Here is a 14,116-nt window from a genome sequence, read left to right as displayed (position 1 = left end):
ATGACGAATGACGGGCGGTTCTATAACTCAGATCTGCTGATCCAGGCCCGTTTAATTGCCAAACGGTCTGCCTCAGCTGGGGGCGGCTAATACACTTATTGGCGAGGAAAAGTTCTGTGGGAATAGTCCTACATATCCATCGGAATGGTCCTGCATGAGTTCCAGGCGCAAATCTGTAGTCTGCGCGGCCGCCCATTAATGAAGGGTGCGCCGGAAATACACGTTTTGAATTCCGGCTCGGCCCTCGGACTTAAGGAAGTTTGTTCATGTCGACTGTCGACCGGTTTGCCCCGCGCCCATTATTCGTTGCGATAAAGTGGGCTGCGCTCCTTCCTGTATTTTTCGCCAGTCCTGTCGCCTTCGCTGTCGATATCATTGGCCGTGTCGTGGATATCGATGCATCCAGTGCTGCCAACAACTACACGTTGAGAAGTAACGCTACGTTGAACGTCAACGGTGGTACTCAGCACGGCAGGGTGTCTGCCCAGGCTTCGACTCTGAACATGGCGGCCGGCTCAGCCATCGAGACCGCCAGCGTGGACAGTGGCTCAGTCGTCAACATGACCGGCGCGATGGTTCGCGCCGGCATGAGCGTCAACCAAAGTACCGCAGCCATTACCAATAGCACCGTGCTCAGCACCAACGGCATCGCACTGTTAGTCAATCGCCCTCAGCAGCAGACTTCCGGCTCGCTGGTTACGTTGACCAATAGCTCCAGCACTGGAGCCACTGCCGGAGCGGTGGTCACCCATTTCAGCCAGCTGAATCTGCAGGGCTCGCAATTGGCGGGTACCGGGGTAAACGGAGTGGGGCTGCGGCTGTCCGCAGGTGCAGCGAACGCCAGCAACAGCAGTATCACCGGCACCGTCTACGGTGTGAACATGACGGCAGAACAGCAATCCTACAATGACTCGTCGCTGACTCTGGACGGCAGCCAGGTCACGGGACAGACCGGTGCAGCGATTCGCGTCAACCGTCTGATTCCAGGCTCGCCAGACGCCATCGCCACCATCGAAGTCAACAACGGCTCAACCCTGACCGGTGGCAACGGCAACATTCTGGAAGTGGCCGACGCATCCACGGCCACCATGAGCGTCAACAACAGCAACCTGACCGGCAACGTTCAGGTGGATGCCACCAGCACCGCCAACCTCAACTTCAACCGGGCCAGCCTGACCGGCGACGTAATTGCCGAGTCCGGCGGGATTGCCAATGTGAAACTGGACAACGGCTCGTTGCTCACCGGCCGCCTGGAAAACACCAGCAGCGTCGCCCTCGACAACGGCTCGCAATGGACCATGGTCGACAACGGCACCGTGGACAATCTGAGCCTGAACAACGGCGCGATCCAGCTGGGCGATGCCGCCTCGTTCTACACCTTGTCGGTGGGCAATCTGTCGGGCAGCGGCACGTTCAGGATGGACGTGAACTTCGGCGGCGCGCAGACCGACTTCATCGACATCACCGGCAGCGCCACCGGCAGCCATCAGTTGCTGATCGGCAGCACCGGCACTGACCCGACCGCCGACACCAGCCTGCATGTCGTTCACGCCGAAGCCGGTGACGCCAGCTTCTCGCTGGTCGGCGGCGCGGTGGACCTCGGCACCTGGTCTTACGAATTGATCAAGCAAGGTGAAAACGACTGGTACCTGGACGCCTCGACCCGCACTGTCGCGCCCGCCCCGGCGACCGCCATTGCCCTGTTCAACGCCGCGCCGACAGTCTGGTATGGCGAACTGACCACCTTGCGCACCCGCATGGGCGAGCTGCGTTTCAACGGCGGGCGCTCCGGCGGCTGGATGCGTAGCTACGGCAACAAGTACAACGTCGCCCACGCGTCGGGTTTTGGCTACAAGCAGGTTCAGCAGGGGATTGCCCTGGGTGCGGACGGCAAGTTGCCGCTGGGCGACGGCCAGTGGCTGGCAGGTGTGATGGCCGGGCATAGCAAGTCCGACCTGAGCCTGGATCGCGGCGCCAACGGCAAGGTCGACAGCTACTACGTCGGCGCCTACACCACCTGGCTGGACAGCGACACCGGTTATTACTTCGACGGCGTCCTCAAAGTCAACCGTTTGAAGAACAAGGCCAGGGTCAACCTCAGCGACGGCACTCGCACCAAGGGCGACTACAGCAACTCGGGCGTCGGCGCCTCGCTGGAATTGGGCCGTCACATCAAGCTGGACAACGACTATTACATCGAACCTTACACCCAGTTGGCTGCTGCGCTCATCGAGGGCAAGGACTACACGCTGGACAACGGCCTGCGCGCCGAAGGCGATCAGACCCGCTCGCTGCTGGGCAAGGTGGGTGCCACGGCGGGGCGCAACTTCGATCTGGGGCAAGGTCGGCTGGTACAGCCCTATGTGCGGCTCGCGCTGGCTCATGAGTTCGTCAAGAACAATGAAGTGCGGATCAACGGCAACCGCTTCGACAACGACCTGTCCGGTTCCCGCGGCGAGCTGGGTACCGGCATCGCAGTCGCTCTGTCGGACCGCCTCGAAGCCCACGTCGATTTCGAATACAGCAACGGCAGCGAGATCGAACAGCCATGGGGTGCCAACGTCGGGCTGCGTTATAACTGGTAGTCGGCAAATCGTTACCACAAAAGGGAAGGTCGCCAGACCCTCCCTTTTTTTGTGGGAGGCGAACAGCGCCTGCAACCACCCCGACGGCGTTGCCGCTATTCCCGGTAGTGCGGCTATGACTCGTCGCGGTGACGTGTCGGCCACTCGCAGACTCGCCAGAATGGAGGCGTTTTTCCAACGCGGCACACTAGCAGAATTGTCAGTTTCAACCTCCCGGCCATGGGCGTTCAATAGGGCCTGGACAATGGATTGATGCACGTTTCATCCCGGGTGAAACGCCTCAAGGAGCCAGCCAATGACCACCGCCCGAGCCCCTCTGCCGCTCCCCGAAGTGAACAGCCTGCTGCCCGACGATCCCGAGTGGGATGAGACCGGCCTGCTGCCGGCGGACAAAGCCCTTGCGCCGCTGCCCCTCAAGGTGCCGGCGTGGGACTACCAGCCTGTAACGGGGGCCGTCACTGTGCTGACAGTGTTCTGGAATGCCGGCACCTTTGACCGTCGACAGTGGGACGGCAGTGTCCCGACCCTGCCTCCCGCAGACCTTTTGTTCAACGTACCTGTGACGCTGCTGACCCCAGGCGTACATGAACTCTGGTACACCGTGCTCAACGCGGTAGGCAATGAGGACGAATCGCTGCACCAGACGGTTACCGTCGACCTCACCCCGCCGGCGCTGGGCAGCAATAACGGTCAGCTGCAGTTCGACAGCACCCAGATCACCGAGAAATACCTCGAAGACCATGGCGATCTGGTTGAAGGCCGTATCCTGGCCTATAGCGGCGGCAAACCGGGGGATGTGGTGAGTTGGTACTGGAACGGTGACCCGTTCGACGTTGACGATGCAGATCTCGTTGCGACCAGAACCTTGCTGCGCGGGGACATCGGTCAGCCCATCGTACTGCCGTTCGACGGCGATATGATTCGGGCCCGCGGCGATGGAACCCGGTACGCGTTTTATTTTCTGACCGATCGCGCCGGTAATGTCAGTGGGGATTCGAGGGCTGTGCAGCTGGATGTCGAGACCACGCCCGTGCCCAGAGTATTACCGCCATGCCGCGTCAATGAAGCGCCTGGTTCATCGTCCAGCGCTACCTTGAACCCGGCCAATGCACTCAATGGTGCCACGGTTGTGATTCCCGATACGGCAGTGATCAATGACGATGAAACGGTCGAAGTGCAGTGGGCCGCCCCAGACACCTACGGGGCATTCACGGGCACTTCACCGGTGACGCCGGGCACGCGTGCGTACAAGATTCCCAGCACCTGCATAGCACCTCATTTCGCCAGGAGTCTGCCGGTGTACTACCTGGTGACCGAACCGGGTGTTGCGCAGCCCCATAGGTCTCAGAATTTCACGCTGCGCGTCTCGGACCTGACCGGCAACTGGCCCACTATTCAGTCCGGCAGCGTGTCCAATGGGCAGTTGAGTCTGGCCGGGGTGTCGGACGCGGCCCGCTTTACGCTGAAAAGCTGGCAGTTCATGGGCACTGACCAGTTCATCACCGTGAGCGTGCTGGGCGTCGACGTCAATGGTGCAGCTCGCACGGTGCCGGTGCTGACCGAGGAGCCCGTGTCTGAAGTGGCACAGATCATTAATGTGGGACAGATTGCCAAAGCCGACTTGCAGGGCTTCAAACTCAATTACCCGCTTGAAGTCCGGGTGCGTGTCAGCTTCGACAATAAGCAGAGCTGGAAAGCGTTTCCCTCACTGCGGCCGACACTGGTGGCGTGATTGCCCATGGCGGCGAACAGAAGAGCACGTCCGTTTGCTCTTGCTCTTGCCCATGCCGTTGCGAGCGGGCGGGGACCGAAGTTGCGCGCCGTCCCGGTGATTTCGGACCACCCGAGGTTTACTTGTAGGTCATGGTGAAATCCAGAGCGCCTTTGGCGTCGCCTGCAGTGACCGAACTGCCGGTCTGATAGAACCTTGCGTTGAAGTTCAAGATCGCATCGCCGTTGCTCAAGGTGACCACCGGAACTTCGGTGCCCAATTCCATGGGCGTGATGCCGTCGGCTTTCAGGATCTGGATGCCGACGCCTTTGGCGGTTGAGGCTGTGGTCAGGCTGAAGACACCCTTTGCGGCATCAATGGGGGTCGAGCCTTGTTTGCCTTCAAGCTTCATATGAGCCGTTGCGATGGTGTCGCCGCTGCCGTCCGCCTCGCACGCGCTCAGTCTGATACTGAAAGGAATTGCAGTGGTCGTGTCGCCCTGACCTGTGAAATCGGTGGTTTCCCACTCTCCGAGCTGGACCGGGTCGGCACTGACCGGGTTGCCGCTGACCGTGCATTGAGCCTGTACGACAGTGCCCGTCAAACCGAAGCTGGCACCTTTGCCGACGTCGGAATAGGTCCCGCTGAACAGTTCCGAGCCATCCAGTGTTTGCGGCCCGACCGGTATCGGCCCGGTTTTGACCAGCGTGACCGTGGAGCGGTGTTCGCCCGCAGGGATCGGCACGAGCATGATCCGGGTCGCCTCACCATCGAAAGGCACAACCGGCTGCGTAAGCGGGGTGAAGGAGTTAGGTGTCATGCCGTTGTAGGGCCATCCCAGCCTGATATGAACGCCGACCCCAGGGATGTTGGTCTGCAGGATCTTGCCGGTGACGTCTTCGCCGTTGATCGGTGGCAGGCTGCCGCTGAATATCGGCACCGATGCCCTGGCGCTGTAGCGCAAGACAGTACCGGCATCATTTCTGCCGATGTAGCAATGCAACTGGCGACGGTCATCCGGCCAGGTGAGCACCTCGCCAGGCGTATGGCCGATGACCGTTCCGACGACCGCGTCACGTGCCACGTATAGCGTGCCGATGTCCCGCCTGAGGATCAGTTCGCCGGGCGTGCCTGGCCATAGACAGCTGCCTACACGCGGATTCGCTAGCACCTGAGGTGCGTGACAAAGCGTCATCAAGGCCAGCACCGAAAGGACGCGCTGCAGGGTTCGTGGTGAGGTGCCGCGCAGCGCCAGCTGCCCGATGGCAGCGCAATATGTCTTCATTTGCATGTCAGTTCCTGAATTCGATAGCCCTTGGCTTGCGCCATGTCGGCCGGGGTGATGTGCATACTGCATCGCTGTCCGGCTTGCTCGCCCCAGCGGGCGTCAAGGGTTTGTGGGTCCAGGCTGGTGGCGAGCAGGATTTGCCCGGCCTGACCGGCTACGCCCAGCACCTTGCCCTCGCTGTCGGTTATCTGGGCGCCGAACGGCAACGGCTGCCCTGATTCGATACGTGCGGTCAGGATCAGCCGGTTCACCGTTTTTGCGGCGAAGCTGGCCTTGACCACTGCGCCACGTCGCGGAACGACCTGCTGAATGCCGTTTTCGATCTCCACTTCCGGTCCCAGCTGTTCGATGTCCAGGGCAATCTGATTGAACCGGTATGGGCGCAGTGTCGGTACGAGGGCGTAACCGCGCTCGTTGGTACGCGCCCCGGTAACGTTCTGTACACCGACGCCCGGCGTTTTCGGTACCTCGACCAGCGCAGCGGTTTCACCCAGGTAAGGCCCCAACTCGATGCCGCCTCCGTGCAGCAGTACGGCACCACTGGCGTTGACCGACGTACTGTGGAAATCGTTGCCTTGGGTGTAACCCGCACCGATGCTGCCGAAAGGTGCCTGGTAGCCAACGGCAAACGACGCCGACCGGCGACGACTTTCGTCGTTGCTGACGCTGGCGCGATAGTTGGCGCGATAGTCGTCGAAGCTGCCGTTCAGGCTTGCACGTTGATTGAAACGCTCGCCATTTTTCTGTGCATCGAAGCTCAGGTTGCTGGAACTGCTCAAGTCCAGCGGCATTGAAATGCTCAGGCCGATCTGTCGATCGGTACCGCTGGCGCTACGCGTGTCGCTGAGCGATTGAGACGCGTAGAGGCCGTAGGTCACGCCGGCGTATCGGGTGTTGAAATTGAACTGGAACTGGCGCTGTTCATAATCGCTGCCCCAGTAATCCTGATGGGAAAAAGTGAAACTCAGACTGCTGCTGGCGCCCAGTTTCTGATGAACCGACGCTTCCAGGCGACTGCGCCGGCTGCCGCGCCAGGTTTTGTCGCGGTCCATCTGGCGCACGGCTTCGTCGAAGTCCCTGTAGCCCTCGGTGGAGTAGCGATAGCCGGCGAAGCGCAGGTTGGTCTGGGTGGTGAAGGCCTTGCCGTATTTGAGTGCATAACTTGCGCCTTGCAGGTGGTTGTCTTCGGCACCGCTCAGGTCGGCTTGCGAATAAGTGACATCCAGCGCCAGGGCGCCTGCCACGCCAAGGTCTTTCGCGACACCCAGATTGGTGGCCCGATAGAACTCACTGGTCATCAGGCCGCCGTATAAAGTGGTGCCATCCCCGATGCCGCGGGCGGCCGTGCCCTGCCACAACCACGGATCCAGCGACTGATAGGTGCCGTTGTAACGTCCCAGCGCACTGCTGTACTGCCAGACGTTGTCGCGCAGAAGATTGTTGATCGACGCGTAGGATTGGGTGAAACGCTGCACCTTGCCGTCGGCCTCGGTCAGAACGATTTCCAGCTCACCGTTGCCCGCAGTCGTCAGATCGTCGATGACGTAGGGGCCGGCACTGACGTAAGTCGAGTAGATCGGGTAGCCGTTCTGGAATACCTGGAGCTTGGAGCGGCTCAGGGCCACCCCCCGTACCACAGGCGCATAGCCTTGCTGGGTGTCCGGGAGCATCTGCAGATCGGAGCGGATCAACAGGCCCTCGATAGGCACACTCCTGAACACGTCACCGCCGGTGAAGGTATGCCCCAGAGTCAGGCTGGCGTTCAGGCCGGGCAGGTCGCGCTGGGCATAGGTATACGCGCTGGTCCACTTGCGCTTGCCGTCTTCGTCCTGGCGCATGGTCTGGTTGCTGCGCAGGCGCCACGCGCCAAGATTGATGCCGCCGGTGAGGTAAAGGTCATCGCTGCTGCTTCGGCTGTTGTTGCGCGTGGAGTGTTGCTCGGCCGACACCTGATAGTTGACGAAAGCAGCGTTGATGCCGTCATCCCAAAGTTCGGGGTCGACATGACCCGCCGCGCTACGGCGCATGGCGATCTGCGGGATGGAAAGCGACAGCATGAGCTTGCTGCTGTCGAAATCGATTTCGGAGCCCGGAATCAATGTGAACAAGTCGACGCAAGCGGCCTGCAGCAGAAGGGGATCGGCCAGGCTGTCGAGCCGCACGCCCAGCTCTTCCAGCAGCTTTGACGAAAGGCAGGGCAGCAGGCCGTCTCCGTCCGGGGCGGCGGTAAACTCGATCTCTCGACGACCGAAGTAACTCTGATTGATCTTCATCTCGACGACGTAGACTCCGGGCGGCAAGGCCTGTTGGCCTGCCAGTGCATTCAGTGCAAGCGCCGCTGCGTCAGAAGAGAAGCCCGGTCCCTGACGCAGAAAGCCGGACTGAAACTCGGTGCCTTCGGACGCAGACGCAGACGCAGACGCAGGACAGGCCGCGAGCGCCAGCGAACCGCTGCCAACGGCCAGAAACAGAGGGGCGAGGCGCAGGCGCTCGGACGCGCGCCTGCACCCGTGGCCGGGTGAATGGATCATGATTGTTTTCCTGGAAGTGAACGCAGCCAGCGCTGCTTCAGGGTGTGAACTGGATAGGAAGAGTCAGCGGGATGCTTTGACCGCCGTAGTCGTTGATGGCGGTAAAAAGCACCTGGGCTCCCTGGCTGGGAATGACGTCCTTCAGGTCGTACTCTTGGGTGGCAAGAGGCTCCAGCATCGGTACGCTGGCGAGTTTTTCAGTCTTGCCGGCGGCGCTGACTTCGACGCGGGCGAATGTCAGGTGGAACGGCGACGGATTGGTCACTATCAGGCGATTCTTGCCGCCGGAGCGTTTGAACGACCACGTGAGGTCTTTCAAGCGGCTCATGGGGCTGTCCTTGATTTCGCTGGGGCGGTAGAACAGCTTCAGGCGCGTGCGTAACGCGATATTCAGGGCGTTGCCGTCTTCTTTAACGATCTGGGGGATTTCCTGGACATTGAAGAAGAACAACGATTCGCGATCATTGGGCAGGTCATTGGGCAAGCCGCTGATCTGGACTTGCTGCTCCTTGCCGGGGTTGACGCGAAACAGCGGTGGCGACGCGACGAAGGGCACCGGGCTGGTGGTATCGTCGGTGACGGTGTTGATCCAGGTCTGCACGGCGTATGGCCGGTTGCTCGGGTTGGTCACGATCACCGAAACGCTACGCTTGTCGCTGTCGAATACTACGCGGGTGGCGCTCACGGTCAGCGCCGCCTGGGCGGCAGGCGCGCTGGCGCCGAGCATCAGCAGGGCAAGACACAAACCCCGGACAGGGCGGGTGAAGGCAAGTTCTTTAGTCAGGCCGGACATCGTTATTACCTTGTGCGCCCCGACCCCAATGGAGCCGGGACGCATACAGAAGCTCTGAGCCGAATGCAGTGGCAACCGGCCCGGGAGCGGGGTGGCTGGTTAGTTGATGGCGACGATGAATTGAACGTCGGCGGACGCGGTGCCTGCCGTCACGGTTGCAGCGGTAGAACGGTAGTAGGCGTTGAACACCATGTCGGTCGGATCGGTAGGGTGTACGTCATACGCGACGGACTCGGCGCCCGGCTTGATCGCAGCGCCGCTCTTGTCCTTGAGGACGATAACCACCCCGGTTGCACCCTCGGCCGTTGGTGTGACGGCGAAATAATCACCGCTCGTGTCTGCTACGCCGTTGAAGGTCACCTTGGCGACGTCGCCCGTACCGGTCAGGCCGCAGGTCGAGGGATCGCTGATGCGCAGGGCGAAGGATTTGCCGCTGTATTCCTGACCGATAGCGGAGAAGCGCGTGGCTTCAATCGTGCCCATCTTGACCAGATTGCCGATCGCACCGTCACCCGGGTTGACGACTTCGATCGGGCAGGTGCTGGCGGTGATCTTGCCCTCGAAGTTGATGGTGCCGGTATTGGCGAACGCCGAAGTACCGGCCAACGCCGCCGCCAGCCCCATGGAAAGTACCAGTAGTTGTTTCATGATGAATCCTTGTTTGCGATGGCGTTTATTCATTAGTTGCGAATGAGATAAATAGTTACGCCATGTTTAGATAGGAAATGTGTTGTGGTGTCATGACGGGGCGAGAGTCTAGAGCGGCTGCGTGCTTTGAAATAGGGGGTTGTCAGGGGGTAATGTTGACGGCTTGCGTGGGAAATTTCCTACTATGTTGTTGATACATTCATATGGCGTGATATTTGGCCATGTGTTGGCCTATTGGAGAGTCGACGGCAGAAAAGGGTGTGAGCCGACATCGATGAGTGTCCTTGCTGGATTGGTATCGCGCGGCTGTTACAGATGGCGACTTGAGATTAACCAGGTCGCCATCTGGTCGTTGAGGATTCATCGTCTAAGTCTGATCCAGGCGCGTTCCAGAATTTCGGAACGCGTAATCCCTTGAGTTTCAACCAATGCGCGCTTAATGACATTTTGGCCCAATACGCCAGCGCCCCCCAGACTTTCAACGTGCCGGACGGTTTCCACGAGCTGATCCAGAACTGGGGCCTGACCACTCGGCGCTTGACGAGGCACCGGTTTCAACTTCACGGAACCTATCCCTGACAAATCCAAACGAGGCCCTTGCTGGGGGATACGCGGCAGGACGATCGGGCCGCCGGCGGCTGGTAAGGGGGGCGGCGGTTCTATGGGCGTCGAAGTTACTGCGATTCTTGGTACTGGCTTGGGATTCGGTATAGGTGGAGTCTGCGTACTAATGGTTCGGGTACGGCTAGCGTAGGCAAGCGGGTTTCGGAAGGGGCCGCTTGGGCTAGCCACTCGGCTAGCCCCCATACCTGTCACCGCCCTGAACGCTCCCCTGGCCACGCCGGGCAAGCTGGGCAGCAGGCTCGCTCCGATCGCCAGTGCCCCAGCGCCTAGCGCGACCATGCCGGCGGCTTCGTTTTCCGGATCGATCGCATAGGCGGTACTTGCCGCGGTTGAGACCCCTGTGGCTGCTGTCGCAATATAGGTCGCTGCCCCCGCGGTTTCACTGACTACTCCCGCTTTGATGAGTGCGTCGGAGAAGGGAAATGAATGACCGGCTGATGCCAATATCGATCCGACGCCGATCAGGGTGGCGACAACCCCGGCTGCTACAGCGATCCAGGCAAACGCCTGGGCTCCGCCGCCGCCACCCGACAGGTTCGGCACCGCGCCTTCGTCGGGGCGGCGCTCGCGGCCCGTGTAGCCGACGGCGGCGTTGCCGGTCGGGTCGCGCAGGGCGATAGGGTTACCGAGGCAATAGGTATAGGGGTTGAGCCCGCCGGCACCGAACGGGCTGAGCGCGTCCGGACTGTGGAACCGCATCAGCACGGGGTTGTAGGCCCGGTAGCCTTTGCCCAGCAAATACCAGCCACTTTGCGCATCGCGCAGTTCACCGTTGAACCCCAGCAGGGTAAGCAGGTCCTGATCGCCATGGCGTTCGCCGTAGGCGCTGTACACCGCCGTGCGCAAGTCATTCCCCCGGGTTTCGCCGATAACGCTGGCGTTGCCATCGGTCAGCAACAACAGGGTTTTGCTGGGATCATCCGCCTGCTGCTGGCCCAATGGCCGGTCGTCGTGATGCAGGTATTGGGTTGCCGTGCCGTTCTGAACGCTGCTGGTCAGTAATTGCTCATGATAGAAACGCAACGTTTCGCCGGCACCACCCTCGCGGGACGTAACCAGATGGTCATGGCTGTCATAACGGTATTCGCTGACAGGTTGTCCTGCGGGGGTCTCCACCGCCAACAGACGATTCTGGCTGTCGTAGCTCAGTCGCCGACCCAGTTCGTCCTGGAGCTGATTGCCGTTGAGGTCATAGCTGAAGGTCGGATCGGGTGTTGCACGGGCCGGTGTGTAGGTGATACCTGTCAGCTGAAACGGATCGTCGGCATCGTAAATGAATTTGGCTCGCTCCCATCCACCGTCGGCAAAGGTGGTGAGCGAGACCGAGATATTGTCCACGGCATCGAACGTGAACATCTGCTGGACGACTGTGCGTCCTAGCGCATCTCTGGGTAACGTGACGCCCGCGCAGGTGTGCTCGGTCAGCCGGCCTCGGACGTCGTAGCCGAAGGTTTCCTGCAACAGGCTGACCTTGCCTTCGAACAGATGCCGGCTGGCCAGCAAGCCATCTGCACGCCAGTGCTGTGCCTGAGCCCTTACCGGATGCCCATCGGCGCGCAACGTCCGGAGTTTTTCATGGCCCTGATCGTCATATTCCAGTTCCGTAACCAGTGTGGTTCCGGCGTCAAGATCATTGGTGGTGGTGCGCCAGAGCTGCCCCAGGCCGTCGTATTCGAAAGCAGCTCGCAAACGGCCCTGCTCGATGCTTTCCGGCCGGCCGATGCCGTCATAGTTGTAGCGTGTGGCGAGGCCGGCGCTGGCGCTCTGAATCTGTTCCTTACGCTCTATCAGGCGCCCCTGCACGGTGATGTCGTATTGGGTTTCCCAGCTTTGCCCGCCACTGATCCAGCGCTCGGCGCGCAGTTGATTGGCCAGGTCGTAGTCGTATTCGCGCACACCCTGTTCATTGCTCGCGGTCGTCAGGCGGGCGCTGGTCGTGTCGTAGTCGAAGATGGCGAGTTCGTCCGGAGCGGTGGAGCTGACCGGTTGATCAGTGAGGGCCCGGTTGTACTGGTAATCGATGGGCACCCCTGCTGCGGTGGTTCGAGTCTTGACCTGATTGTGGCCCGCTTCGTACTCGTAGTGGTCGATGCGTGAACCGGTCTGCATCTGTTTCACCCGCTGCAGCCCATCGAACTGCTGTTGCCCGACCAGAATGAAGTTGACCCCGTCTCGGCTGGCCCGCAGCGCAGTGGGTAACTCCGCACTGCTGTGAAGCGCGTACTCACGTTTTACCAAAGACTGGTCGGGCAGTTCGCTGCTGATCAGACGCGACCACGCGTCATACTCGAACGTGGTGACATGGTCGAGCTCGTCACTGTGCTCTACGCATCTCCCAAGCCCGTCGTACAGCCAGGTCTGGGTGCCGAGTTGCTGCTCGGCGGCATCCAGAATGTGCGTGTGGGACGGTTTTGCGAAGCGATTGAGCCAGGTTTCCGTCAGCCCGCTGATCCGGGCCGGCTGCTCGCCGTTCTGCTGCCAACTGCGCAGGATCGGTCCTTGGGACCGAGGGCTGCCTATCGGATCGGTGGTGGTGTAGCTCTGCACACCATCCGGGCCGATCGAACATTTTTTCTGGCCCCAGTCGTCGTACTCTATGCGGCTGGTCACGGCCAGTTCCCGAGTGCCGCCGTCGAGCCAGTCGTAGCTGGTTTCTTCCTCCAGCACGCCCCAGGCATTGAATATCGCCGAGTAGATGCGTTTGAAGCGTTCGGGCACGGCGGCTTCAACATTGTCGCGTTCTTCCAGAATCCGGCGGCCCAGGCCGTCCAGCAGAATCCGGGTCTTGAGCTGCCTGGCACTGGTCTGGATATGCTCGGCCTGCTCCCCGATCCTCGAACAGAGGATGTACTCGTAGTGCCGACTGGCTTCAAACGGAGTGTCAGGTGAGGCGGTTTCGCGCATCAGCCGGCCGAGGGGGTCGTAGGTGTATTGGGTCCGTACGCCTTCTGTTTCGTTCAGCAACGGCAGGCCGGTCAGCAACGATTGTTGCTGAAGGCTGGTGCTGCTTTCGGCATCCAGACTGGAACTCAGGGTGGTTGTGGTCTGTAAGGCGGGCAGACCGTCCGGCGCACTGGGCACCTTGCTGTAATCGAAGTCGGAATAGCTCGACAGGCCATTGATAGTCGTGGTGCTGCGTGCGATCCGTCCATGCAGGAACGGATCGTCCGGCACGTCCAGGTAATCGTTCAGCGTTTTTTGCAGTTCCTGCTCGGTGGTGCCGAGCTGCACCAGAATTTCGCTTTCGACCGTCAGCCAGTCATTCAGGCCGCTGTCGGATAAGGCCGCCAGTGCCCGGTAACGAAAGCGTGTGCACAGCGTAGGTGCTTTACCTTGGGCGGCGGCGGGGATTATGGTCTTTTCCTTGAGATGCCCCACGAAGCCCTCCGGATTTGGCGGGCAGCCATCCTCACCAGTGGCGGCATACCATTTATTCACCTCGACGACTCCATTGGCCTGGGTCTGCTCGATCAGGTTGCCATGAGTGTCGTAGCGGCTGGTCACCGACTCGCTGCGATAGCGGGTCGCGTCGTCGAGCTCGGACCAACTGGTCGTGATGTCTCTGGGCATCTGGCAATCGGCGGGTTGCAGCTCGTACGGCGTACCGGCCTGATAGTTATAGGTGGTTTCGACCGTCTGACGGCAGTTGTTCTGTGTGGTGACTTCCCGGTTCATCAAGTGAAACCGGTTGTAGGTGCGTTCAATGCTGCGTACCGGTGCGCCATCGATCCACAGGGTTTCGTTGCAGTGATATTCATACTCGCCCAGGTACTTGAACAGGTTGTCATAGCCGTCGTCCGTCCAGGGGATGGTCAGTCCGAAGCCGAGGAAGTTTCGGTTCTGCGGGTAGGTGTAGCGCACGTCGACCTGCGGCTGGCCGAAGCCGGGAGCGATCAGATGGCGGGTCACGCGTGGCAAGGGGGTACGCCCGCTGCT

General features: G+C 60.7%; 7 protein-coding genes. 2 read left to right on the top strand and 5 right to left on the bottom strand.

Annotated features, from left to right (window positions below; genetic code table 11):
* Positions 1 to 266: 266 nt before the first annotated feature.
* Together EGJ27_RS10815 and EGJ27_RS10810 are read left to right on the top strand one after the other, a co-directional pair.
* Positions 267 to 2,585 carry an autotransporter outer membrane beta-barrel domain-containing protein gene (locus EGJ27_RS10815; RefSeq protein ID WP_125830739.1) on the top strand — a complete coding sequence of 773 codons (2,319 nt, stop codon included), beginning with the start codon at positions 267 to 269 and terminating at the stop codon, positions 2,583 to 2,585.
* Between the two features lie 295 nt (positions 2,586 to 2,880).
* Positions 2,881 to 4,317 carry a hypothetical protein gene (locus EGJ27_RS10810; RefSeq protein WP_125830738.1) on the top strand — a complete coding sequence of 479 codons (1,437 nt, stop codon included), beginning with the start codon at positions 2,881 to 2,883 and terminating at the stop codon, positions 4,315 to 4,317.
* Between the two features lie 118 nt (positions 4,318 to 4,435).
* Here the strand turns inward: EGJ27_RS10810 and EGJ27_RS10805 are convergent, their stop codons facing one another.
* The 5 genes from EGJ27_RS10805 to EGJ27_RS10785 all read right to left on the bottom strand — a co-directional run bounded on the left by EGJ27_RS10805 (position 4,436) and on the right by EGJ27_RS10785 (position 14,089).
* Positions 4,436 to 5,587, bottom strand: a complete 1,152-nt coding sequence (locus EGJ27_RS10805; RefSeq protein ID WP_158619346.1) for a fimbrial protein — start codon at positions 5,585 to 5,587, stop codon at positions 4,436 to 4,438.
* Positions 5,578 to 8,115 carry a fimbria/pilus outer membrane usher protein gene (locus tag EGJ27_RS10800; protein ID WP_125830736.1) on the bottom strand — a complete coding sequence of 846 codons (2,538 nt, stop codon included), beginning with the start codon at positions 8,113 to 8,115 and terminating at the stop codon, positions 5,578 to 5,580. The genes EGJ27_RS10805 and EGJ27_RS10800 overlap by 10 nt, the downstream gene beginning before the upstream one ends.
* Before the next feature lie 37 nt (positions 8,116 to 8,152).
* Complete coding sequence (locus EGJ27_RS10795) at positions 8,153 to 8,908, bottom strand: molecular chaperone (RefSeq protein WP_125830735.1); 756 nt, start codon at positions 8,906 to 8,908, stop codon at positions 8,153 to 8,155.
* 99 nt (positions 8,909 to 9,007) lie between these two features.
* Positions 9,008 to 9,556 (bottom strand): fimbrial protein, encoded by a 549-nt coding sequence (locus EGJ27_RS10790; RefSeq protein ID WP_125830734.1) that lies wholly within the window; start codon positions 9,554 to 9,556, stop codon positions 9,008 to 9,010.
* A gap of 360 nt (positions 9,557 to 9,916) precedes the next feature.
* A complete protein-coding gene (locus EGJ27_RS10785; protein ID WP_125830733.1) occupies positions 9,917 to 14,089 on the bottom strand; it encodes an RHS repeat domain-containing protein in 4,173 nt (1,390 codons plus the stop codon).
* Positions 14,090 to 14,116 lie beyond the last annotated feature (27 nt).

It is taken from the genome of Pseudomonas sp. v388 (assembly GCF_003935425.1).
In the GTDB taxonomy this organism is placed as follows: Bacteria; Pseudomonadota; Gammaproteobacteria; order Pseudomonadales; family Pseudomonadaceae; genus Aquipseudomonas.
This window is presented reverse-complemented; position numbering and strand designations above follow the sequence as displayed.

Excerpts from the sequence above, each read along its gene's own strand:
- EGJ27_RS10810 (WP_125830738.1), top strand. The coding sequence starts at position 2,881 with ATGACCACCGCCCGAGCCCCTCTGCCGCTCCCCGAAGTGAACAGCCTG.
- EGJ27_RS10800 (WP_125830736.1), bottom strand. The coding sequence starts at position 8,115 with ATGATCCATTCACCCGGCCACGGGTGCAGGCGCGCGTCCGAGCGCCTG.
- EGJ27_RS10805 (WP_158619346.1), bottom strand. The coding sequence starts at position 5,587 with ATGCAAATGAAGACATATTGCGCTGCCATCGGGCAGCTGGCGCTGCGC.
- EGJ27_RS10795 (WP_125830735.1), bottom strand. The coding sequence starts at position 8,908 with ATGTCCGGCCTGACTAAAGAACTTGCCTTCACCCGCCCTGTCCGGGGT.
- EGJ27_RS10790 (WP_125830734.1), bottom strand. The coding sequence starts at position 9,556 with ATGAAACAACTACTGGTACTTTCCATGGGGCTGGCGGCGGCGTTGGCC.
- EGJ27_RS10815 (WP_125830739.1), top strand. The coding sequence starts at position 267 with ATGTCGACTGTCGACCGGTTTGCCCCGCGCCCATTATTCGTTGCGATA.